At 43.4% G+C, this 22,368-nt stretch carries 19 protein-coding genes; 9 read left to right on the top strand and 10 right to left on the bottom strand.

The features are described 5' to 3' along the window. The coding region (locus BUQ87_RS13720) for a transposase domain-containing protein (RefSeq protein ID WP_143182482.1) at positions 1–249 on the top strand (249 nt) is incomplete at its 5' end. A gap of 277 nt (positions 250–526) precedes the next feature. On the opposite strand, the gene BUQ87_RS13715 is transcribed toward BUQ87_RS13720, so the two are convergent. The 7 genes from BUQ87_RS13715 to BUQ87_RS13685 all read right to left on the bottom strand — a co-directional run bounded on the left by BUQ87_RS13715 (position 527) and on the right by BUQ87_RS13685 (position 10,823). After that, positions 527–2,173 (bottom strand): DUF5050 domain-containing protein, encoded by a 1,647-nt coding sequence (locus BUQ87_RS13715; protein WP_052636150.1) that lies wholly within the window; start codon positions 2,171–2,173, stop codon positions 527–529. Between the two features lie 11 nt (positions 2,174–2,184). Beyond that, positions 2,185–2,577, bottom strand: a complete 393-nt coding sequence (locus tag BUQ87_RS13710) for a nucleotidyltransferase substrate binding protein (protein ID WP_038265601.1) — start codon at positions 2,575–2,577, stop codon at positions 2,185–2,187. After that, positions 2,552–2,866 (bottom strand): nucleotidyltransferase domain-containing protein, encoded by a 315-nt coding sequence (locus BUQ87_RS13705; RefSeq protein ID WP_038265604.1) that lies wholly within the window; start codon positions 2,864–2,866, stop codon positions 2,552–2,554. The genes BUQ87_RS13710 and BUQ87_RS13705 overlap by 26 nt, the downstream gene beginning before the upstream one ends. Before the next feature lie 230 nt (positions 2,867–3,096). Further along, positions 3,097–6,126: a hypothetical protein gene (locus BUQ87_RS13700; protein WP_038265606.1), complete on the bottom strand. Its 3,030-nt coding sequence runs from the start codon at positions 6,124–6,126 to the stop codon at positions 3,097–3,099. Positions 6,127–6,227: 101 nt separating this feature from the next. Continuing rightward, complete coding sequence (locus tag BUQ87_RS13695) at positions 6,228–7,715, bottom strand: hypothetical protein (RefSeq protein WP_038265608.1); 1,488 nt, start codon at positions 7,713–7,715, stop codon at positions 6,228–6,230. Between the two features lie 39 nt (positions 7,716–7,754). Then, complete coding sequence (locus BUQ87_RS13690) at positions 7,755–8,414, bottom strand: hypothetical protein (protein WP_038265611.1); 660 nt, start codon at positions 8,412–8,414, stop codon at positions 7,755–7,757. A gap of 93 nt (positions 8,415–8,507) precedes the next feature. Further along, entirely contained in the window at positions 8,508–10,823 is a 2,316-nt protein-coding gene (locus tag BUQ87_RS13685) for an Ig-like domain-containing domain (protein WP_038265614.1), read from the bottom strand. A 352-nt stretch (positions 10,824–11,175) separates the two neighbouring features. Here BUQ87_RS13685 and BUQ87_RS15085 point away from each other — a divergent pair, with 352 nt between their 5' ends. From BUQ87_RS15085 to BUQ87_RS13665, 5 genes are all read left to right on the top strand, one after another. Further along, the gene (locus BUQ87_RS15085) at positions 11,176–11,475 is read left to right on the top strand and encodes a LexA family transcriptional regulator (protein ID WP_143182481.1); all 300 of its coding nucleotides are present in this window, start codon (positions 11,176–11,178) and stop codon (positions 11,473–11,475) included. Continuing rightward, positions 11,429–11,992: a sigma-70 family RNA polymerase sigma factor gene (locus BUQ87_RS13680; protein ID WP_038265617.1), complete on the top strand. Its 564-nt coding sequence runs from the start codon at positions 11,429–11,431 to the stop codon at positions 11,990–11,992. The genes BUQ87_RS15085 and BUQ87_RS13680 overlap by 47 nt, the downstream gene beginning before the upstream one ends. Positions 11,993–12,209: 217 nt before the next feature. Further along, positions 12,210–12,428, top strand: a complete 219-nt coding sequence (locus BUQ87_RS13675) for a DUF1659 domain-containing protein (RefSeq protein WP_038265620.1) — start codon at positions 12,210–12,212, stop codon at positions 12,426–12,428. Between the two features lie 87 nt (positions 12,429–12,515). Continuing rightward, positions 12,516–12,734, top strand: coding sequence for a DUF2922 domain-containing protein (locus tag BUQ87_RS13670; RefSeq protein ID WP_038265623.1), 219 nt, complete (start codon positions 12,516–12,518; stop codon positions 12,732–12,734). A 61-nt stretch (positions 12,735–12,795) separates the two neighbouring features. After that, on the top strand, positions 12,796–12,966 hold the full coding sequence (locus BUQ87_RS13665) for a YvrJ family protein (protein WP_187655939.1): 171 nt from the start codon (positions 12,796–12,798) through the stop codon (positions 12,964–12,966). Positions 12,967–13,079: 113 nt separating this feature from the next. Here BUQ87_RS13665 and BUQ87_RS13660 read toward each other — a convergent pair whose 3' ends face one another. Then, positions 13,080–14,111: a lysylphosphatidylglycerol synthase transmembrane domain-containing protein gene (locus BUQ87_RS13660; protein ID WP_038265626.1), complete on the bottom strand. Its 1,032-nt coding sequence runs from the start codon at positions 14,109–14,111 to the stop codon at positions 13,080–13,082. A gap of 4 nt (positions 14,112–14,115) precedes the next feature. Beyond that, entirely contained in the window at positions 14,116–15,273 is a 1,158-nt protein-coding gene (locus tag BUQ87_RS13655) for an MGDG synthase family glycosyltransferase (RefSeq protein ID WP_038265629.1), read from the bottom strand. Between the two features lie 896 nt (positions 15,274–16,169). Between BUQ87_RS13655 and BUQ87_RS13650 the strand changes: the two genes are divergently transcribed. The 3 genes from BUQ87_RS13650 to BUQ87_RS13640 are packed head-to-tail and all read left to right on the top strand — an operon-like array spanning position 16,170 to position 19,706. After that, a complete protein-coding gene (locus BUQ87_RS13650; protein WP_038265631.1) occupies positions 16,170–17,918 on the top strand; it encodes an NADH-dependent [FeFe] hydrogenase, group A6 in 1,749 nt (582 codons plus the stop codon). Positions 17,919–17,944: 26 nt separating this feature from the next. Beyond that, positions 17,945–18,451, top strand: coding sequence for an NADH-quinone oxidoreductase subunit NuoE family protein (locus BUQ87_RS13645; RefSeq protein WP_052636152.1), 507 nt, complete (start codon positions 17,945–17,947; stop codon positions 18,449–18,451). 1 nt (position 18,452) lies between these two features. After that, entirely contained in the window at positions 18,453–19,706 is a 1,254-nt protein-coding gene (locus tag BUQ87_RS13640) for a complex I 51 kDa subunit family protein (protein WP_038265635.1), read from the top strand. Between the two features lie 315 nt (positions 19,707–20,021). Here BUQ87_RS13640 and BUQ87_RS13635 read toward each other — a convergent pair whose 3' ends face one another. Further along, positions 20,022–22,016: a methyl-accepting chemotaxis protein gene (locus BUQ87_RS13635; RefSeq protein WP_038265638.1), complete on the bottom strand. Its 1,995-nt coding sequence runs from the start codon at positions 22,014–22,016 to the stop codon at positions 20,022–20,024. Positions 22,017–22,368 lie beyond the last annotated feature (352 nt).

Below are 22,368 nucleotides of genomic sequence, written 5' to 3'. Positions count from 1 at the left end.
CCGTTTGTTATCGGTCGCAAAAATTATCTATTCTGCAAATCACCTCATGGAGCAAAAGCCAGCGCCATGGCATACAGCATAATAGAAACAGCCAAAATGAATGGCCTGAATCCTTTTTACTATTTGAAATACCTGTTCGAGCAGCTTCCGAATACAAAACTCAGCACTCCATACGCACTGGATCATCTTCTTCCGTGGTCTGAAACCCTGCCGAAAGAGTGCCTTAAAACATTTGAATCTAAAAAATAGAAAACGTCCTATTTGTGAGTATTATCTCATAGATAGGACGCTTTTCATATGTGGGTTGTATTTGACGGATACAAATAGAAGCCATTCGTCTTGAATACAAAATCAAAAATGCAATCAAAAATGCAAAAATAAAAAACCAAGCGGGGCTTCTCCGGTTGAAAAACAACCTTCAAAACCGCTGCTTGGTTTTAGCCTTGTCCACAGGAGGCAAATGGGCGATTCTTCCGGCTGAGCAATGCACCAAGAACCGTCCCCTTGATTTATATGGCACTCCCGTCTATTCTATGGTGAACTTCATCCTTATCCCCCTGCCGAGAGATTCCCCATTTTCGGATCTGACTCCTTCGGATATGAAAAGGTAGTACACTCCGCCGCTTTCCCATCCGTCCACAGGTTTTATTTCAACCTTGCTGCCTTCGGCCAGTGTCACGCTGGTGTCAGTCTTAAGCAAAACCCCGCCGTCGCTTTCACCCACGAATACATTCTCGCCGTTTACAGAGCCCTCGTCCAAGGGCTTTGTAAACTCCACAGTCCAGTATTTGCCCTCGGGCTGGCCTGTCTTTTGCGAAAAAGGCTCTTCCCAGCTATAAGAAGGGTCAATTTCAAGCTCTTCCCTGGCATCTTTGCCAGGCTCCTCTTCAAGCTGGATGTACTCCTGCAGCCCTGTGCTGTTATTGGTATATGCAAGTCTGCTTCCATCCATGTGAAGGTCCGTGGAATGGACAGTGTTGAGCTTTTCCTCCACGGTTCCGTCCTTTTTTATCTTGTATATGTATCCTCCGTTTGAGTAGTTGCTGTAGTATATCCAGTCCCCGTAGCACGCCATATAATAGGATTTGTAATTGTTGAGCTTTATGTCGCCGCTTCCGTCTACGGATATGCTGTGGAGAGCTCCACCGTCCAAGTCGCTGCTGTAGTATATATGGTCCGAGTCAGAGAACGTGTATGACATGTCGTGGAAATAGGAGTAGTCGTCGCCGCCCGTCTGCTGGTAGTTAGACTTTTCCCAGCTGTGGTCGTCATCCAGGTATTCCTGCGTCACCAGAAAGTACTTGTAGCTGACGTTGTATTTCCTGTCAGGCAAAGGGTCGTTCCAGGTCGAATCTATGAAATACCAGTTCCCTCCGATATTGACGCTGTTCCACGCATGGCCCACTCCTCCTGCGTTTCCGACAACGTACCTGCGTTCGAATCCCAGCTTCCCGAGCATTTTGTACTCGAGAAGTGCATACGCCTGGCAGACCCCCTTGCCTTCGGTGAGTATCGCATAAGGCGAATGGGCGCTTGCAAATGTTTCTTCGCTGTACTGTGTGTTCAGCACTATATAGTCGTTTACGGCCTTCACCTTTTCAAGGTCGGACATTCCCGGGCTTATTATTTCAGAGAGTATGCTGTCTGTTTCGCTTTCAATGTAGTCTTCGTCCGATTTGCTGTGAAGGTAGTCCACGTTGAAAGTTATGGTGGCATCGTTCACATAGCCCGTAGCAGACCACGAATACCAGCCTCTCGAATTTGAAAGGTACTCGTCCTGCGCATCGATTTCAGCCATTATGCTTTGCAAATCGGGTTTTAGGTTGCTTGTATCCCCGGTATAGTTTATTGCAAAGCTCGCATTCCTGTTTAACATGTTGTCGTATATTATGTCCTTGAGGCCAAAAAGGCTTCCGGCGCTTTCTACGGCCGCGGGTACTGCGGAGCTCTTTGAGATTACTAAAGCCCCTTCCTCGCCATTGTATGTAGTGTACGGATTCTCCCACGAGTCAGATTCGAAAACGGCTTCTCTTTGCCCCTCTGATACGGTTTCTATTGATGCAGTTTCCAGTGCTGCTGCTTTTGCCTCGATAGCCTGAATTGGCTGGGGCTGCATCAGCATAATCACTGCAAGCGCCGCCGGCAAGAACTGCTTTATAATTCTGATTTTCATGTGTGCCTCCTTTAGATTTTCGCTTCCAGCATGTTGAGGAGCTTTTCAAACAGTGGTATGTAGCTTACGATAATATCTTTGCTTATCCTAACTGCAACAGCCTCACTATATATGTGAGAAGTGAGATTTCTATCCTTCAGCATTGAAATCCAAACATCTTCATGGTCTATGAGATTTTGCGCATACGCTTCCTTCAGCACCGCCTTTGGTGCGTTTATGTCCTGAATCCCCTGATCCTCCATGTATGCCTTCAAAAGCTTCCATATCATCTCAAACGTGAATTCAAACCTTTGTATAAGCGCATCACGAAAAACATCAGATTCGACAGTTTTAATATCCTGAAGCTCCAAAAGCTTATTCAATCCCCTCATGCTGTTTTCATACTTTTTTCTGATCCTGTCCATACAGTAGCACCCCGTCTCTTTCTATGTTTTCAATCAATTCCCTTTCCGTATCTTCATTTATGACTGCTATGTCGAATTTAAGAAGAGTGTCAATATCTTCGATTTCAAGCCAAAACGCCGCCTCTTGCTCAAAGGGACATTCCTTTGGAAACACGGCAATGTCAATATCGCTTTTTTCCCTGTTGTCTCCTCTTGCTCTTGACCCAAACAGCATAACCTTTTGTATGTTTTCATATTTCGCAGCTATATTTTTAATTTCTGCATATATGTCGGATATGTCCAAAACCATCTTCCTTCCTTGTCTACTTGTAAATCTATATATCGCTTCTATCTATACAGCTCCATTACCTTGCCTGGTTTTTTTCTTACAAAGAATTATAACACAAAAACACCCCGCAAGTATCTCTACCCGCGAGGTGTCCTGTTGTTTCATCTGTTCAATTGCCATTCCGTCGCCTTAAACTCGATTACGAAATAACTTCGTAAGTTCGTGCCTGGCACCATGCTTAACGCTCCGTGTTAGTTAGCGTCTGTAATCGCTAAAGCATTTCCTCCTGTTACACTTGCAGTTGGAGACGCATTTGGAGTCGTTGCAGTATCAGTAACTCCTGTTTTGGCTTTTATAAAGTCTCCTGCTAGAATATCTACAGCTCCCGCAGTAGTAAATGTAACTTCAAGTGTTTTTGCATCTGTCCATGTTGCTGACACTGCTGTCGATGATGCAACAGTATGTTCAGTTGTATCAAATGTGTTTACAGTATCAATATCTAGTAATGCATCTATAGCTGCAGCAGTTGTAACTGCTGCCTCATTAGTATCCTCACTAAATGTTATAGTTATCTTCTCGCCGTTTTCTATGTTACCATCGTTAGTAGCAGAATCATCAAATACAGCTGTAAGAACTACCGGTCCAGCTTTATCAGTTTCAGTAACCGTGCTTGGTGTAACATCTGCAAGGTCATTACCCGCAATATCTGTAATGTTTAGACCATCTGCACCTTCTGCCAACAATAAGTCAACAACCCCAGTACCGATTGCACCTCCATCAGCAGTAGTGAATATAAGTATTTCATCATCTGCAGCTGAACCAGTAGCTACATTGGTGATAGCTTGACCACCAATAGTATTTGTACCATTACCCGCAACATATGCAGTTGCAGCCGCATCAGATATCTCTTCTGAGAATGTAACCGTTGCTGTTTCGATAACACCATCGGCATCAGCATCTGTTAATACAACAGAAGTGATTGTCGGAGCCGTGGTGTCGAGACCTATAATCCTGCCTAGCTGCCTCATGTTGCCAGTTTGAGTCTTTTGTCTTATATACAGGTATTTTCCGTTGTCCGCTTTTGCAACACCTGATATATTTGCATCTGTAAGAGCTGTCCATGAACCTGTTATGCTGTTTTGGTTTGCAGCCACTATATATTCAAATATTGTATAGTTAGTTGCCCCTGTAAGCGTTAAGTTTATTCCGGTTGCATCTTCTAACTGCGAGTTTATAGATAGAGCTGTAAGGTCTGCACTTCTCGAAACGTCGAATGTGATGTCATCTTCAAGGCTCGAACCGGCCTCAACCGTTCCACTCACGATATCATCGATTCCGGTAACAAGTGTTGAACTCTCTACTGTAAACTCGACTTCATCAGTAGTTAGATTGCCATATACAAATTCACTTGCAGGAACTATTATCACTGCTATTTTATCACTGCCTATAAAGCTTACCGACGCATTTGCTATATTTCCTGTGAATTCTAAAGGAGTTGTGGCTCCAACGGCTGCATTTACTGCAGCTATCAATTGAGTAGTCTTGCTTGTATCAAATTTGGATTCTCCATCCAATCTTAGAACTATTCTAAGTCCTCCTGCTTCTTCAATCTCTTTTCCTGTGCAGTCTGATATTGTCATTATTTCAAGGTCACTCTTAGTTCCGTCATCTACTGCAGACGTGTCTTGTTCCACATCTGTTTTTATGTCGCTTGGAACATTAGGATCTACAAACTCTCCAGAAAGCTTTATGACAGGAGAATCAGTGTCTACGTTTTTCACGTTTATTACTGTCACTGCAGAGTCTCCGACTGTAGAGGCATTTACAATTTCAACCTTGTTTGCCGCCGCCTTTGGCATTATGTCCATCTGGTCTATCTGAGTAGTTCCCTCGATTATAACTTTAACGTTTGTATTGTTTGCAACTGTCACCTTTTCTACATCTGAATTGCTTATGTGGACGCAGTTTTGATTGTCTGATGATATAATTTTTATTTCATCTGCCGTTACGTTTTCAAAATAGGCCTTTCCCTGGCTTGAAACGTCCACTGTTATCTTTCCGTCAACCTCTATGTCGCTCATCCTAGCAACCGCAGCCCCAGTATTTAAAAGCTTCATGTCCCCTGTATAGGTATTGTTTTGTCCGTCTATATACATAGTGTCGTTGTCGAAAGTGAGCTCCGCATTTGAGATCATACTGCTTGTAAGCATTACATGGTGTACATCCGGATCAACGAATGTTTCCGCAAGCTCATGTATGTTCGATACGTATCTTACACCTTCACTGTTCTTGTATGAGACTTTGAGCTCATCAAGGCTTGTAAGGTTGTTGAGCATTGCTTCGAAGTCGTCAACATTTCCGTTCATTACATCCGCAACGCTGTTTTCGCTTCTGGATAGAATTCCACCGGCCGGATCTTCTTGTCCGTCCCCGTTGGATATCATAAGTATTGTCTTTTCATTTATGAACTTTCCATTACCGTCATATGAATAAAGGGTCATGTCTATTTCTGAGTCCTTTATTCCCACAATGCTGGTTTTAAATACATTGGCTGTAACAACACTATCGTCAACATTACTTCCACCTTCAGTAGAATAAAGCAGCATTTCTTCATCTTTGCTCACTGTAGTTCCTACAAACTTGATTTTAAGCTTTTGAACCTCTGGAATTGTCTTTACCGTTATGTTTGTAAGATAGTTTGCATCTGTACTGGCTTCAAGCTGTTCATGCGCTACATCCACTTCAGTTATTGTCTCCCCTTCATAAGTAAGGGTTATGTCGTCAAAAGTATTTCTTGCAAGTATCTCATCATTTGTATGACTTGTATTGCTGGAGTCTACAAATAGTGTCTGCGCCCCAGGGTTTATGTCTCTTGCAAAGAACTCCACCGTGTATGCCACCGGCTGTGTGAAGTTACTAAAAGTAATTGCTCCCGGATTGAAAGTCAACTCATATCCGCCGTCTTTGTATCCAATATCTGCAAAGCTTATTGTTATTGTGTCTCCAGAACCAGTATAAGCATAGTTTGCGGTTGCCTCCGCATAGGCGTCGTTGACATCGATGTCGCTTTTAACAACTCCACTTACAGTCTTTCCTGGAAACTTCATCTTTATTACCTTCTGGCCCGTAGCCCCTCCTGTGCCCTCTTCAAACCAGTATGTATAAGGTGCAGAGTAGGCGTCTACTGAATATAGAGTTGCAACCGAACCAGAAAACACCGATAGAACCATCAGCATAGTCATTAAAACCGAAAAAAATCTCTTAGCTTCTTTTCTGATCATATGTTTATCCCCTTTTTATTTATTTTTGTTCTGATTGATGCTCAATCTATGTCAAAAAATCAAGGCAAAGCCAAGGCCTCACCTCTTGATTTTAAATTCTTTTAACTAAATGGAACATTTATGGTCTTGGATTCAAGTTCGCTTCCATCAGACGCGTAAAGCTTTATCTGAGCAGACGACTGCCCCACAAGCTCCGTAGTGTATAGTATGAATTCCTTTGAGCCCTTGTAGTTCATTTTCTTGCCGTTGACTTTCACATCAGCCACTCCGCTTTTGACAGTTACTTTTATCTCATGCAGATCATTTCCTGCAAATTCTATGGCCTTTATTGAGTAGCTTTCTATATAGGTAAGCACGGCTGGCACTATTACTGCACTTCCGGCATCTACAGTGCTTGCACCCTTGTACGACACAGAATATTTGACTGATTGTTCATCCAGTTGCTTTGACACGCTTTGGACTCCAAACGATGCGCTCTTTCTGTCTGCTGATATTTTAAGGTTTGCAGTTGAAAGCCTTTGAGAGTAAGCTCCTGAGTCAATGCTCCTTTTCACCTCAAAGTCTGAAAGATATACCTTCTCGCTTGGGAAAAACGCCTTGTCGAACGTTACAGTCACAGTATCTATTTCGGAGCCTTCATTGTATGCAACAACTTTGGTTATATTCCTTTGAGTGTCCCCGTCTTCTATGTCTTCCTGTGAGTCCCCGGGCACGCTAACCTCTATAGGTGTGCCTGGAGGCGTTGTTGCGGTTTCCTTCTCCCTGACTAGTATGTCCTTGCCCTCTACAGTTTCGGGAAGGCCGCTTTCTGGATTGTAGTCAATCCAATTGTCGCTTCCTACTTCCTTGTACTGGTATGTCTTTTCGGAGTCAAGCCCCTGAAGCTTATTGTCGTCGTCAACAGGAGTCGACGGTATTGAAGGTGCAGGTGGCACCGTAGTTCCTATGGCTGTTCCCTTGAATGTTTCCGAAACCGCCTTTCCGTCGTATGTAAGTGTGTATGTCTTGCTTGAATCCTGGCTCGATGTCGTGAGCACTACCGTCTTGTTGCCGCTGCCACTTTTTATATTTGAGCTCTCAACCGTAAGGCCGTTGTTAAAGCTGAACTTTTCCTTTACATACTCTGCCGCTTCCAGTGCATTTTTAAACGCCACCTCAGCGGATGTATTTCCAGTGGAGTATACGCTTGTTACTGAGTTTGATTCTGTTTCGCCCCCTCCTGGTGATATAGCAACGGTATTTCCACTCCCGTCCAGCATGCTGTTTGGAGCTGCTGCAGTCTGATTTGCAGGTATGCTTGCAAATTCGTCGAAATCACTTACGCCTCCAGACAGATAGTCAGAAAACTTCGCCGACTTCCCGTTAAAGTCAAGCACCACAGTTTCAGCGGCTGCCGGTCCGAATATGTCGCCAAATGCTACCTCGTTTGCAATTATGTACTCCATGCTGTAAAAGACATTCCCAACCTGTATACCATCTATGCTTTTGCCCTCGTGAACAAATGCATGAGCCGGCAGAGCCTGGCCAAATATCATTGCCATTGACAATATCACAGATAGTGCCAGTCGCTTCACATTTTTAATTACCATGTCATGCCCTTCCTTTCAAATTTTATGGATTTATTTAAACTACTCCGATTCTATCTCTATCTCCTCCAAAAGTGTTCCTCCCTTGTAGGCCCTCACCTTTACCTTTGTCCCATTGCTCAGTCCCGGAAATACATTCCACGAAAACTCACCATTTATAATTTCTGGTGATTTTATATTCCCATCGTACTCAACTTCAATACGGTCCGCCTCATGTACATTTCCGGTGATAGCCGTGGCTATACTGCCCTCGGCGCTTGCTCCGCCTATATATTCACCCTGTACAAAAAATTCGCATATTGTGCCTGTTTGAAGCGCATCACCACTTGAAGACCTTATCGAATCAGCGGCCACTTCAGGTGAGTGTATTATAAGATAGTATGAACTCCCCTTTTGAAGTTCTAAAACCGGAGAGACCTTCAACTTGTTTTTTCCTTCAGCGCTTGTAACCGTCTCCACAAGGATTGACTTTGTCTTTTCGAATATTTGGATTCCGCCTAGTGCATAGGCATCTATATCCTTTGAAAAAACTATGTTAAACTCCTTTGACTTTGAGACCTTCACTATCCCATCTCTCATTTCGTAGCCATACTGACTTTTAAGTTGCTCTGCCATATCTGCTGCAAATGTACTGCACGGCACTGTAAAAATCATTATTGCAGCAATCAATGCTGTCATAAATTTCTTTAATTTAAAACTCAAAATAACACCTCCGAATATCCTAAAACCTTAATAATAATTCAAAATCTTTCCGGTGTCTTCATCTTCGGAAACATCCGGTATTGCACAATATCCCTACTCAACATTGACACTAACTTCTATGGCAAGTGTGTCCCCTTCATATCCCTTTATTGTCACTTCAGTTCCGCTAGCAAGACCAGGGAATATGTTCCATGAAAATGACCCGCTTTCAAGCGTGGCTTCCTTTGTAACTCCCGAATAAACTATTTCCACTTTGGTTATAGTATCGGCATATTTTCCACTGACTGCTGTAGCCGTGTTCCCAACAGCTTTTACATTTGAAACCTTTGGAATCTGTGCCTCTTCCCCAACTGTGATTTCAATCGTTTCAAGCATCTCTTCTTCTGCATAAGCTTTTAGCGTAATCTTTGCTCCATTTTGAAGTCCAGGGAATATATTCCATGAAAACTCCCCGTTTTCAAGCGTGGCTTCCTTTGTAACTCCCGAATATATGACCTCAATTTTTGTAACGTCATCTGTATACATTCCACTAACAGAAGTCGCTGTATTTCCTATGGCCTGAGCATATCTTATCTTTCCGTCATCTGATGGAGTCTGCCCTCCGCTTTCCTCGTAAGATGTCTGCTCTCCGTCAAGCGATATCCAGTCTTCACCTGCAGGTGTGGACACGTCATAAGTTCCGGATTCAAGACTCTCCCTGTACTGCTCGTCTATTTCAAAAGTTGTAAGAAGGCCCTTTTGAAGTACGCATGTGGAAAGTATCTCTAAATCACCCTTCCTCAGCACAAGCTTCTTTCCAAGTGTGTACATTTCCTCATCCAGAATTAGTGTGAACCTTAGGGTCTCTGAATCTATGTCCCCAACCCTGGAAGATCCTATCTTCGAAAGGTCTTCTTCTGCTATTTCAACATAATATCCATTTTTGATAAGAGATTTGACGCTGGCATCTCCTATGTCCAAAACCCCGCCTGAATAATAGTTGATAACACCGACTTCTCCAGCTGCCACAACAAGTTCTACAGGACTTTCCACGTTTATGTTTTGGAACGGCTTGCCATCCTCTCCTGAAAGCTCAACTTTTTCAAATGCAGGAGTATCTATGTATACCATGTCCACTTCGCCTTCAGACTCGACATTGCAGCCCGCATACAGCCTGAGCGCCGAGTCAACGTCTGCCTTTAGCTTAAGCTTTAGTGTCCCATCCTCCATGGAATTGGATGAAACCTCTATCCTGCCGTATGAACCTTCCTGGGAGCTCAATGTTACAGGGACAACTCCAAGGTCTATTATGGTCTTGTATATCTGCGATTTCGAGTCTGTATCATTTATCTGGACATATGCCCCCATTGAGCTTTTTATACTCAGTATGTCGGTTTGGAGAGAGTCTATCCCTATTGCTTTTTCAGTCGATATCCCCGAAAGTATTTCCACCCTTTGGGCTGTCACATTCTTAATATTACATTTTCCAGATATTCCAGGGTTTATATATAGTGTTCCATCCACTTGAACATCTTCCAAAATTATTCCACTAGCCCCTATGTATAGGTCTCCCCTTATAACTGCATTTTCGACAGACTGTTCCTTTTCAATGACCGAGACTGAAGCCGCGGTCTCCTTTTTTATGTACGGCTGCTCCCCGCTTATGTACGCCCCTGAATCCGTGTACATAATTTCTTTTGTATAATCCCCTCCAAGGCTTTTAAACTCGGAGCTTTTTACATCCTTGGATACAAAAACATCAACCTTCTGTTCTTCCCCAATCTCTTGCGAAAGAGTCAGGCTCACGCTCTTTCTGTCCGAAAACACGACGGCGCTTTTAGGAACGGCCCCTGCCACCTCGTAGTTTTCCACCTTTGAAGCGCTTTCTATGTTCAATTCATCGCTGAAAACTATCTTTACGTTCTTCCCCCCTGTAAAATAGGCGTTTTCAAGTACAAACCCCGTATACTCTCCCTCCGACTGCACCGTCGCCTTTGCAAATAGACCTTTTGATATGATATTCTCTCCGGCACCATCGTCAACGCCAGGGTCTACAACAACGTAGTACTGCGCCCCCTCTTCAAGGCTTTGCTTCGGTGTGAGCCTGAATACATTGGGGTTTACCTTTTCTTCATATGTAGAAACTTCTGATCCGTTAATATCCACAAGCCTTATGTACTTTCTGGCACTGTCGGTGTCAAATTCCCTGCTGAAGCTTACATTGAACCGCTTATCCTTTGAAACCTCGTAAATGGACGGGAATATGGCATAGCCTTTGCTTTTTAGAGCATCTTCAAAGCTCTCGGCATATGATACTGGCATTTGGCAAATAAGTGCTGCAACTGCCGCCAATGCGGCAAGTTTTCTCTTTGTGCACCTTCTTATACTTTCGAATATTTTGTCTATATTAATACATTTTTTTACATTCAATTCCATCACCTCATATATTGTGAACATTATACATAATTATAATTATTACCACATTTTTGAATAAATTGCCATGCTCGAGCGCAATACAGGATTATAGTACTATTATTTTTGATTCTGTTAGTAATTATATCGTATACTCTATTGATTTCTTTAGCACTTTTTGCTTATCAAATTATGTTGTAAAAAACATATGAAATTTTCCATTTATACAAATTTCGCCTGTCGTTTTTTATAAGAAAATGTCTTTTTAATATTATTTTTCAAAACATGAATACGCTTTACATGCGAACAAAATTTTCCAGCTTGTGCCAGAAACATCAGTTCGGTATAATAAAGACACAGGAACATTTGTTTGGATACTTTTTTTCATGTGCTTCTATTCGAAAGGAGATGCTTTAAAGTGGCCGATGATGTCAAAGAATATGAAATTACGTCGCTGGAATCTCAAATGCTTGAGTATATCCGCGAATGCCAGCAGGTTTACTGCTGCTCCCCCACACAGCGCGAGATAGGGTGCAGGGTCGACAGATGTGTAAGCATTGTAAACAGGCATTTGAAAAAACTCGAAAACGCCGGAATTTTGAAGCTTAGGGGGGTGAGAAGAATTGAAGTCGTTTCAGCCTCAGGAGATCGAAAAATACGAAATGATTGAGGAGCTTGCAATAAAAGCTTCAAAAGGCTGCTCTCAATCAGAGTCAAAGCTTTTGGAGCTTTTCACTCCTCTTTTAATTTCAAAATGCAAGTTCTATTTCGGCAAATACGATGAAGACCTTATTCAGGACGGAAAAGTCAGGCTAATCGAGCTCATAAGGCTTTTCGACCCTGAAAAGGGCTCTCATTTTTGCGGCTATGTCAAATATATGATAAGTACATTCTACTGGAACGCCAAAAGGCACATTATGGCCCTTGGCGACGTGGAGGGAGTATGCGGAAGCGAAGGCGACTATTCCAGCAGCGCCATATCAGATTTCAGCGGCATAGAATACGCAGAGCTCCATATGCTCGTGGACTCTCTTCCAAGCATTCACAAAAATCTCATAGGGCTTGTATTTTATGAAGACCTAACTATACTGCAGGCCTCCAGGTCAATGGGGATTTCATATTCATACGCGCTGAAGATAAAATCCGATGCCATGGGCATGCTGAGAAGTTCCTATTTCCATAAATAGATTCAAATCGACGGGAGCTTGGGGGACGGTTCTAATGAAGCGCAGCCAGAACCGTCCCCTTGGTTCGGCCCGTGAACTCGGCTTTTGCGTTCGCCGTGCTTTTTGTAAAACGTATTGCGAAAACTTTTTAAGTTTTTTTAAATTTTTAGTATAGGTTTTGCCTCCGGGATGAATATATAAGGGTGAAAGTAAAAAAATACACAAGGGAGGAATTGGCATGGCTACAGTGACAAAGCTTTCAAGCGGCATGCAGCTCAAGTATTCTATGGGGACTGACGGAAACGGGAAAGAGGTTTTCAAGAGAAAGACTTTCAAAAACTTCAAATCAGACGTACTCGATGACGATCTTTACGCTGTATCTCAGCAGTTCAACGTTATTCAGGAGCCTTCGGTGGTGGAGGTGAGGAGAATCGACGAGTCTGTAATAGACGCGTAGATTCCATATTCCTTCGGGGCCGCATGCGGCCCCGATTCGCCCAGTCTCACTTAAAAGGCAAGTTACAATGACAAGGAGGGTTTTTTTATGGACAGGATAGTTGAAATGAGCTTTGTAAAATCGGACGGAAAGAAATTCACGTTAAGGCTCGACAATGCTAAAGAGAATTTGGCCGAAGCAGAGGTGAATGGTCTCATGGACCTTATAGTCCAAAAGGATGTGTATTCATTCGATGGAGCCACAATAGCCGAGAAGGAAGGCGCAAATCTTGTGACAGTTCAGCAGACTCCGTTTGAGATGTCTTAAATCGAACTGGCTATGTAACAATCCAATCGAAAAGGGAGCCCTTCGGGCTCCCTTTTTATAAATGTTCATAAAGGCGGTGAATCTATTGAACGATTTCGTATATCTGCTTTCCAATGTGGGCTTCCCCATAGTGATATGCCTTTATCTTCTTATGAGGATAGAAGGTAAAATAGAGGCTCTCACCGGAGCGATACTCGCACTCGAAAGCACAATATCTTCAAATCACGAATAGCCTTTGTTCCTAATATCACTTCATCCATCACTCCAGGCATGCAGCGGCATGAGCCGATGCGGCTTCAAATCGCAGGACGTCCGCAAGATTCATTCCCTGCATGCCCCTGTTTCCTACTTTACAATGTACGGCTCCAGCTTTTCAGCAATATATATTCCAAATGTAATGACCGCCGATATCAAAAGGGTGGCGTAAAAGCTTATCAGCCTCCAAAGCAGTATCGCATACCTTAGCACCCCCCTGCCGAAAACCATCCCGAATATTGAGTAGAATCCTATCTCCCCGGCCCCTAAAGTTCCCGGCGCTGGTATGAACGACACCGCCATGTAGAGGAATGACTGGAGCGACACTATCTCGAAAAACGAACTCCCATGAAGGCTCAGCGCCCTGTATACAAAATATGTTATCCCGAAATACGCCGTGAGCTGAACTCCCGTAAGCAAAAAGCTCTTTGCTATCAGGAATTTGTTTTTCGCTATTGCATCTATGTCGGTTTTGTATTCATCCACATATCTTGAAAATATCTTGTACTTCCTCCTGTGGCGCCTTATTATGTGGATATTGTGAATGAATCTGAGGAAAACATATACTATCCTCTTGAGTTTGTGGGGGTTGTAAAGAAGCATTATCACACAAAAAAGCCCAACCGTGTTTATCGAAAGCCCGCATATCACAAACAGCATGGCCTTTTGAAGCACTGCGGATATCTTGCCGAAATTAAACAGAAAAAGGACAAGAGAGTACACGGTGACTCCAACTTGGAAGAATATGAACTTATTTGCAAGCACTGCGCTCGACTTCGAAAGCGGTATGTTATCTTTCTTCATGACATACATCTGCGCCGGCTGTCCACCGCTTGCAAACGGGGTTATGAGACTGTAGTACTGGCCCACTATTGTAGCCTTGAAAGATATCCACAGCCCCTTGACCTTGCATATCTCTTTTATGAGGTCGTCCATTATCCACATTTCTATGCCCACATATACCAACAGGCTCAAAAATCCCATTACCACGAATTTCATGTCTACTCTCTTTGCTATGTCCGAAATCTCCGCCAGAGTCATGTTTCTCATGAGAAAATACATCGTGGCCACCATCAAAACCACGGCAGTCAAATATCCCAAATGCCTAGCATGTTTTTTCATATCCCTACCACCTGTCCATAAGCTCAATTACAGAGCTTGTCACTTCGAAGGGCCTTAGAGTCTTTTTAAAGTTAATTATTGACCTTTTCATATCTTGAATGCAACAGGGGTTTTCAATTGCGCTTTCTATGCCTCTTATAATTTCATCTGCGCTGCCCCTTACCATGCCTATTCCCATATTCTCTATGAATCCCGCATTTTGAATCTCCTGTCCTATGTGCGGCTCCCTGCACACTACGGGGGTTTCACAGCTTATGGATTCAAACAGAGTCACGCCTCCGGGCTTGGTTATTATTATCGAGCTTTCCCTTATGACCTGGGCTGGATCGTGCACATAGCCCATGACTTCCAGGCTTTTGAAGCCTCTTGATCTGAGCTGGTCATAGAGCTCTCTGTTTTTGCCCGTTATGATAGTGGTCTTGACGCTCTCAAGCCCCGCCAGATAGTCGAACACCTCTTCTCCTATCTCAAAAAGGCCTCTTCCCCCTCCCATGACTAGCACCCTGTTTTCACACAGGCCGTTATCCGGTTTAATCTCCCCTTCGCTTCCGTCCGGCACATATTCACCTTTAACACCCGCAAATGCCGAGGAGTCCTGAGATCCGAAGAATTTCATAAAGCTCCTTCTAAGAGGTATTCCAGTCACGCTTATCTTTCCAGGCTCAACACCTTTTTTGACAAGGCCGTCCCTAACGCAGCCCGCAGGCACAAAATACCTGTCAGTCTCTTCGCTGACCCACTCCCAGCTGTCCACAACATCTGTTATGCACGTGACAAGCGGAACTTGGCTTTTATATTTTTTTTTGAATCTGGATACCACGTTTGAACATATGGGGAATGTCGATATTATCACCCTCGGCCTCTTCACCTTCACATATTCCGCAAATTTTTGAAGGCCTATAATGCTTGTTATCTCGTCTATGTAAAAGTCTGGGATGTCCTTTTTCCTGTTGTAAAAGAAATTGTAAAATTCGGGCATCTCCCTTGTTATAAAATTGTAAAAATCATATGCATAGTTTTCTATTATGGGATTTGTTATGCTGAAAAGATCCTGTATCTGAACGTCGAGCGTGCTGTCTCTTTCCATAAGCTGCTCCCTTATGGCCTTTGAGACCGTATAGTGGCCGGCTCCAAAAAAAGCCGTAAGTATAAGCACATCCATTTTATTACACCTCCTGAATCCAGCCGGCTCTAAAAGCCCGCCTAGACTGCATTTTACCACATACATCTTAATATATTCGAATTTTCATGGAAATTTAATCTACATTTAATGTGGTACCCAAAGTACCCTCCCTCCTAAATGTTTATACAAATTTATATTATGTGCTCCAAACAATTAATTTTGGGTATATTATAAAAACATGGGCAAAACATTGCAAACGGCTCACATTTCTTGCAGATTGATATTGTTTTGATAGCTTCGAATTCCATGCTCACCAGGATAACCCATACAAATATTGAATATACACTGGTCGCATGTGCGCTTTGAACTCATCAAAAGCAAAAATATTCATCCCAAATCATGTTATTTGTATGTTTAACATGGCACTTTTGTAAGACTCTCTTTGTATTGTGTAACAGTATACAATTTAGTCGTTTATGTTTTGTCATATTTATTCAGTTCCCCCGTTTTTCAGAAATCGTTTTCACAGGTTGATTTATAAGCAAACAGCACGTTTTTTGCAGTACGGGCTTAATATATATGCATGCCTATTATTAAATTCATGAATATTCCCATTAGTTTTGTTAATAACAAAATTAATGGTTTTTTTCAGATTTTTCAAAATTTTTCATGTAGGCAGTGTATAAAAATTCATCCGCCAGGCCTTCATTTTTGCAAATTCATACACCGTACCCATTGAAAAAATGGGATTTTTAACATAAATGCCCTTTGTGTGTATCTTGAAAGTACAAAAGTACCTTTATTATTAACAAATTAACATTTGTTCGAATCGCTTCAGCTGCATGCTATAATTATCATTAGCCGATCCTAAGAATGTATTTTTCACATACAAGACATATTCAATATATTATATTTTGAGATCAGGAGTGATTTTCATGGAAAAAGTAAATATAAAAATCGACGGGATTGATGTTGCAGTTCCTAAAGACAAAACTGTACTTCAAGCCGCAAGAAGCATGGGAATAAACATACCTACTCTTTGCTATCTTGAGGGAATAAATAAGACTGGCGCATGCCGAATGTGCCTTGTTGAAATAGACGGAGATAAAAAACTACATACCGCATGTACTCTTGCTGTATGGGATGGAATGGTCGTAAAGACAAACACAAAAAGGGTAAGGGATGCAAGAAGAATGAACCTTCGTCTTATACTTGCAAACCACCACTGCGACTGCCTTTCATGCTCCAGAAGCAAAAACTGCGAACTTCAGGACATGTGCAGCGACCTTGGCCTTTCAGATGAGTACCTTAAGGCTCTTCCAAAGGAAAAGCTTCAGCCGGTCGACGCGCTTTCACCTTCGATAGTGAGAGACCCCAACAAGTGCATACTTTGCGGAAGATGCGTCGCGGCCTGCAAGGACGTTCAAAAAATAGAAATACTGCTATTTGCAAACAGAGGCCTCGAGACATCTGTGGAGCCTGCATTTGGCGACAGCTTCAAGGACACTCCTTGCATATACTGCGGTCAGTGCATCAACGTCTGTCCAGTCGCGGCGCTTCGTGAAAAGAGCGAAATAGAAAAGGTGTGGGAGGCCCTTGAAAACAAGGATCTTCACGTTGTAGTGCAGGAAGCACCTGCAGTAAGAGCTGCTCTTGGCGAAGAATTCGGACTTCCTATGGGAACGCCGGTCACCGGAAAAATGTACACTGCGCTTAGAATGCTCGGTTTCGACAAGGTGTTTGACACAAACTTTGGAGCAGACCTTACTATAATGGAAGAGGGAACAGAGCTCCTGCACAGGATAAAAGAAGGCGGAAAGCTTCCTATGATAACATCCTGCTCTCCTGGCTGGATAAGATACATAGAACACTACTATCCGGATCTTCTTGAGCACCTTTCAACATGCAAGTCCCCTCAACAGATGACAGGTGCCGTTCTAAAGTCATACTATCCTGAAATCGAGGGACTCGATCCCAAGAAGGTGTTCGTGGTTTCCGTAATGCCTTGCACTTCCAAAAAATTCGAGGCTGCAAAGGAGGAAATGCTAAACGGCCACGGTACAAGAGACGTGGACGCGGTTCTTACTACGAGAGAACTTGCAAAGATGATAAGGGAAGCTTCAATAGATTTTGCAAGCCTTTCTGACGGCAAAGGCGACGACATATTCTCAGACTACACAGGAGCTGGAGTAATATTCGGAGCTACAGGCGGAGTTATGGAAGCCGCAATAAGAACTGTTGCAGACATAGTTTCAGGCCAGGAGCTTGAAGAGATAGAATACCATGCCGTAAGAGGGCTTGATGGAATAAAAGAGGCAAGCATTCAAATAGGCGATATGACAGTAAAGGTCGCTGTTGCCCACGGGACTGAAAACGCACAAAAGCTTATGGACCTTATAAGAGAAGGAAAAGCGGACTACCATTTCATAGAGGTAATGGCATGCCCTGGAGGATGCGTTGCCGGCGGAGGACAGCCTCACGTGCATTCTTCTCAGATGGTTAAGATAAACGTTAGATATGAAAGGGCGAAAGCGCTTTACACCGAAGACTCTGGAAACGCGAAGAGGAAGTCTCACCACAACCCTTCAGTTCAGCGTCTTTACAAGGAATACCTCGGCGAACCGTGCGGACACAAGTCTCACGAGCTGCTTCACACCCACTACAGTGCTAGAACGCTTTACTAATATATTATCGATTCGGAGGGTTTGTTATGGATACAACTTACACAAGTAATAAAACTGCTATAAATGGCGAACTTTTGGGTAAAATACAAGGGATAGTCGAAAAACACGGAAATTCAAGGGACAACCTTTTGGCAGTACTTCTGGACGTGCAGGCTCTAAGCGAAAGGCACTACCTTTCAAGGGAGGCCATAGTAGGGGTCTCAGAAGTTATGGACATAAGGGTTCAAAACGTGTACGAGGTGGCTTCATTCTACCACGCGCTTTCTACAAGCCCAAAGGGAAAATACGTAATTCAGCTTTGCCAGGGAACTTCCTGCACCGTAAACGGACAAAAGAGCGTAAAATCCGTTCTTGAAGCCGAGCTTGGAGTCAAAATGGGCGGGACTACAGGCGATGATATGTTTACTATAGAGTATACTCCTTGCTTTGGAGCCTGCGACATTGCTCCGGCAATGAGACTCAACGGAAAAGTATACGGAAACCTTACGGAGCTTTCCGTTCTTGAAATACTAGATGAGTGCAGGAGGGGTTAGAATGAGTAAAACTGTAAGCATAATATCAAAAAATTTCGGGACCGTTAATCCCGAGTCTATAGAGGAATATATAGCTGCCGGCGGATTTGAAGGCTTCAAAAAAGCCATAAGCATGACTCCTGAAGAAATAATAGAAGTCATAAACAGCACAGACCTTCAGGGCAGGGGAGGAGCCGCCTTCCCTGTTGCAAAGAAATGGGCCGGCGGGCTTCGTGTGAAGGCCCCTGTAAAAGGCGTCATATGCAACGCCGACGAGGGCGAGCCTGGAACATTCAAGGACAGAGCCATACTGGAGTTCAACCCTTTTAGCGTTATAGAGGGAATGCTTATATCAGCTTTCACTGCGGGCGGACGCGAAGAGAACCACGGAAGAATATATATAAGAGAAGAGTACACATATCTTCACGAGCGTGTCAGAAAAGCAATAGACCAGGCAAAGGAAAAGGGCTTCCTTGGAAATAACATACTTGGAACAGGACTTAACATGGACATGAAAGTGGTTTCAGGTGCGGGAGCATACGTATGCGGGGAGAGCTCGGCGCTTTTGGAATCTATGGAAGGAAAGGCCGGAAGACCTAGAATAAAGCCGCCAAGACTTAACAACGTCGGACTTTACAACCTTCCTACACTTCTAAACAACGTCGAGACTTTCAGCATAGTTTCTATAATACTTAGAGACAAGAGCGAGTACGTTTCAGTTGGAACCCCAAAGAGCATGGGATGCAAGCTCATAAGCGTTTCAGGAAATGTAAAGAATCCCGGAGTATATGAGATTCCTTTTGGAACCACCGTAAAAGATGTAATATACGACATAGCCGGAGGACTAAAGTCTGACAGACCTCTAAAGTTCGTTCAAATAGGTGGCGCTTCAGGCGGGGTAATGCCCGCAAGCCTTATAGACACTCCAATATCATACGAGGGACTTTGCGGCATAGACATGTCTGTAGGTTCCGGTGCTGTAGTTGTTGCAGACGATTCGAACTCCGTGGTCGACTACATGGAGTCTATATCCCATTTCTTTGCTGAGGAGTCATGCGGAAAATGCACCCCTTGCAGGGAAGGAAACAGACAGATAGTCGACATAGTAGGGCTTCTTGAAAAGGGAGATGCCACTATGGATGACTTCGATAGGCTTGTCGAGATACTTGAGTTCATGAAGTATGCGTCTTTCTGCGGACTCGGAAAGACAGAACCAGCTCCTTTCCTTGACTTCATAAAGCACTTCAAGGATGAGATACTTCAGTCAGTAAAATAATAGCGGCGTAGCGGCGGCTGACTTGCAATTCAAGCTAAGCAGCGGCATTGCGCCATCACAGTAAGCGCGATGCTTAAAATTCATTTGAGCTTCCGCCTGGGATTGACCCCATTTCAGCCCGGGCGGATTTCAATAAACCTTTTTTTGAACTATTTTGAACATTGAAACAAGCAATAAAAAAGACCCCGCTCTCAACTCGGGGTCTTTTTTATTTCATTTTTTCCGTATTCTTATGTTACATCAAGAATATATCGCAGGCATTTGCAGGTTTGGACAAGTCCGGCTTTCTGGAGCTTTGTGAAACTGCTTATGCCATTAAATCTTGAACTTGTTTATGGACTTTTGAAGATCCTGGGCAAGGTCCGCAAGCCCTGAACTTGCATTTGATATTTCTACCATTGACGCAAGCTGCTCCTCTGTTGATGCCGCGGCCTGTTCTGTTGACGCAGCGTTTTGCTCCGCTATTACAGAAAGCCCCTGTATGTTTTCAAGTATTTCATCCTTTTTGCTCACCATGTTGTCGCTTGCATCTATAAGCCTTTCTATTGCATCCTCTGACATTTTCATGGCATTTGATATGTCCTTGTATTTCATTTCAGTAGTTTTAACGCTTTCTATCTGGCTCTTTATAAGCCCCGAAACCTTCTTTATCGTCTCTACCGATATTCCCGAGTTCTCCTGAAGCTTTACAACCGAGTTGTCTATAGTCCTTGTAGACTCTGTCGACTGCTCTGCAAGCTTTCTTATCTCATCTGCAACTACGGCAAATCCTCTTCCGTGCTCTCCAGCCCTTGCGGCCTCTATGGCAGCATTTAAGGCAAGGAGGTTTGTCTGCTCCGCTATTGACGCTATGAACTGGCTGGCTTTTCCTATGTCCTCGGCGCTTTCGTTCGTCTTTAGTATTATGTCGTAAACTTCCCTTATAGCATCGTTGTTCTCATCAGTCTTTTTCGAAAGCTCCTCCACTATTTCAAGGCCTTCTCCTATGGATTCGGCAACTACCTTTACCGAAGATTCTATGTCTGAAACATGCTGCCTGTCTTCCTCTATAAGGTTTCCAAGGAACTCGGTCTTTTCAGACCCTTCTCCGGTTTGAACAGCCTGGTCTGTAGCACCCCTTGCTATCTCCTCTATAGTGCTTGAAACCTGCTCTGAAGATTCAGCCGCCTGCTCGGATGTTGCCATGAACTGCTGAGCTGAAGCCGCAACATGCTGCGCTGATTCCGTTATCTCTCTTATAAGGCCTCTGAAGTTTTGGGTCATTGCATCGAACGCCTTTGCAAGCCCGCCTATTTCATCCTGCCTCTTCAGCATGTCCTCGTCTATGTTGTCTGTAAAGTCTCCCTCCGAAAGCCTTTCAGAATGCCTTGAAAGCCTCACTATAGGGCTTGCTATCTGGTTTCCTATCACATATGCAACTGCAATTGCTATTGCTATGAGCGCTGCCGCAGCAAGTGATATGTTTCTCTTCATCACCCCAAGTTCCTTGAACACTTCGCTCAAAGGGGCAGTTGCAGAAAGAGACCAGCTTGTGCCGGCTATAGGGGCGTATCCCATTATCTTGTCTTCGCCCTTGTACCAGTAGCTTCCCGTGCCGCTTTCGCCGGCAATCATCCTTTCAGAAAGACTTGCAAGCTCCTCCATCTTTTTGTCAGACTTTGCGGCATTCAAGAGGTTAAACTGGTCCATGACGACCTGCTTGTCCTTGTGTCCTATTATCTCTCCCTTTTGGTTTATCATGTACGCATAGCCCTGTTCTCCTATTTTTATGGAGTTGACTATAGTGCTCAGTGCGTTTCCGTCCCTTATGGCTATAAGCACGCCTGTTATCTGTCCGTTATTAGTTATCGGAACGGCATACACTATTATTATGGAGCCGTCTTCCTTGCTTACAAGAGGGTCTGATATGTTGCTCTCTCCCTGTATTGCCTTTTGGAAGTATTCCCTGTCAGAAAGGCTTAGAACTGTTCCCTCTGTATTCGTTCCCTGTCCGTTTGGATCAATCACATACATCCTTAAATGTCCGCTTCTTTCTTTTTCCTTGCTTAGGAGAGCAAGCTTTTCCTCAATCGGCACTTCAGGACTGCTTATGTCATGGCTTGCCGCCAAAATTTCAAGCTTACCGAATTCAGCCCCTATTCTTGCCTCTACGAATTTAGATGATTCCACAGCTATTATTTCCAGGTTACTCTCGACGCTTTCAGAAAGCCCTTTTGACGCCGCATAGTACGATACGAATCCAAGTACGAGGCTCAGTGCTATAATAAGCGCTGAAAATGAAGCTATAAGCCTGTTTTTGATACTATTCATAACATCACTCCAATCATTTGTCTTTTTTTAAGTTTTTTACACTTTTTTAACCTAATCTAGTATGTACTTATCATTGTATATCATTATACCCTTGTCGACAAATGGTGAATCTAGTCTATTATTGATAATTGCTAAATCAGGACTAAAGAACTACTTTTATTTTGAATACTGTATTCTTTTTTTACTTCACTATACATGTATAGACTTTCAAAGCACGAAATTCTAGTCACCTTGACATTGTAATCATATTTTTTATAGGCTCTAATATCCAGCCGGACAAATGGTTTTTTGTACGACATTAAAAACAAGGCACCAAAAGTAAAACCCCGGGATATCCCGGGGTTTTACTTTT

Source organism: Peptoclostridium litorale DSM 5388 (assembly GCF_900141635.1).
GTDB lineage: Bacteria > Bacillota > Clostridia > Peptostreptococcales > Peptostreptococcaceae > Peptoclostridium > Peptoclostridium litorale.
Note: the sequence above shows the minus strand (reverse complement) of the source record. Positions and strands in the feature narration are given on the sequence as shown.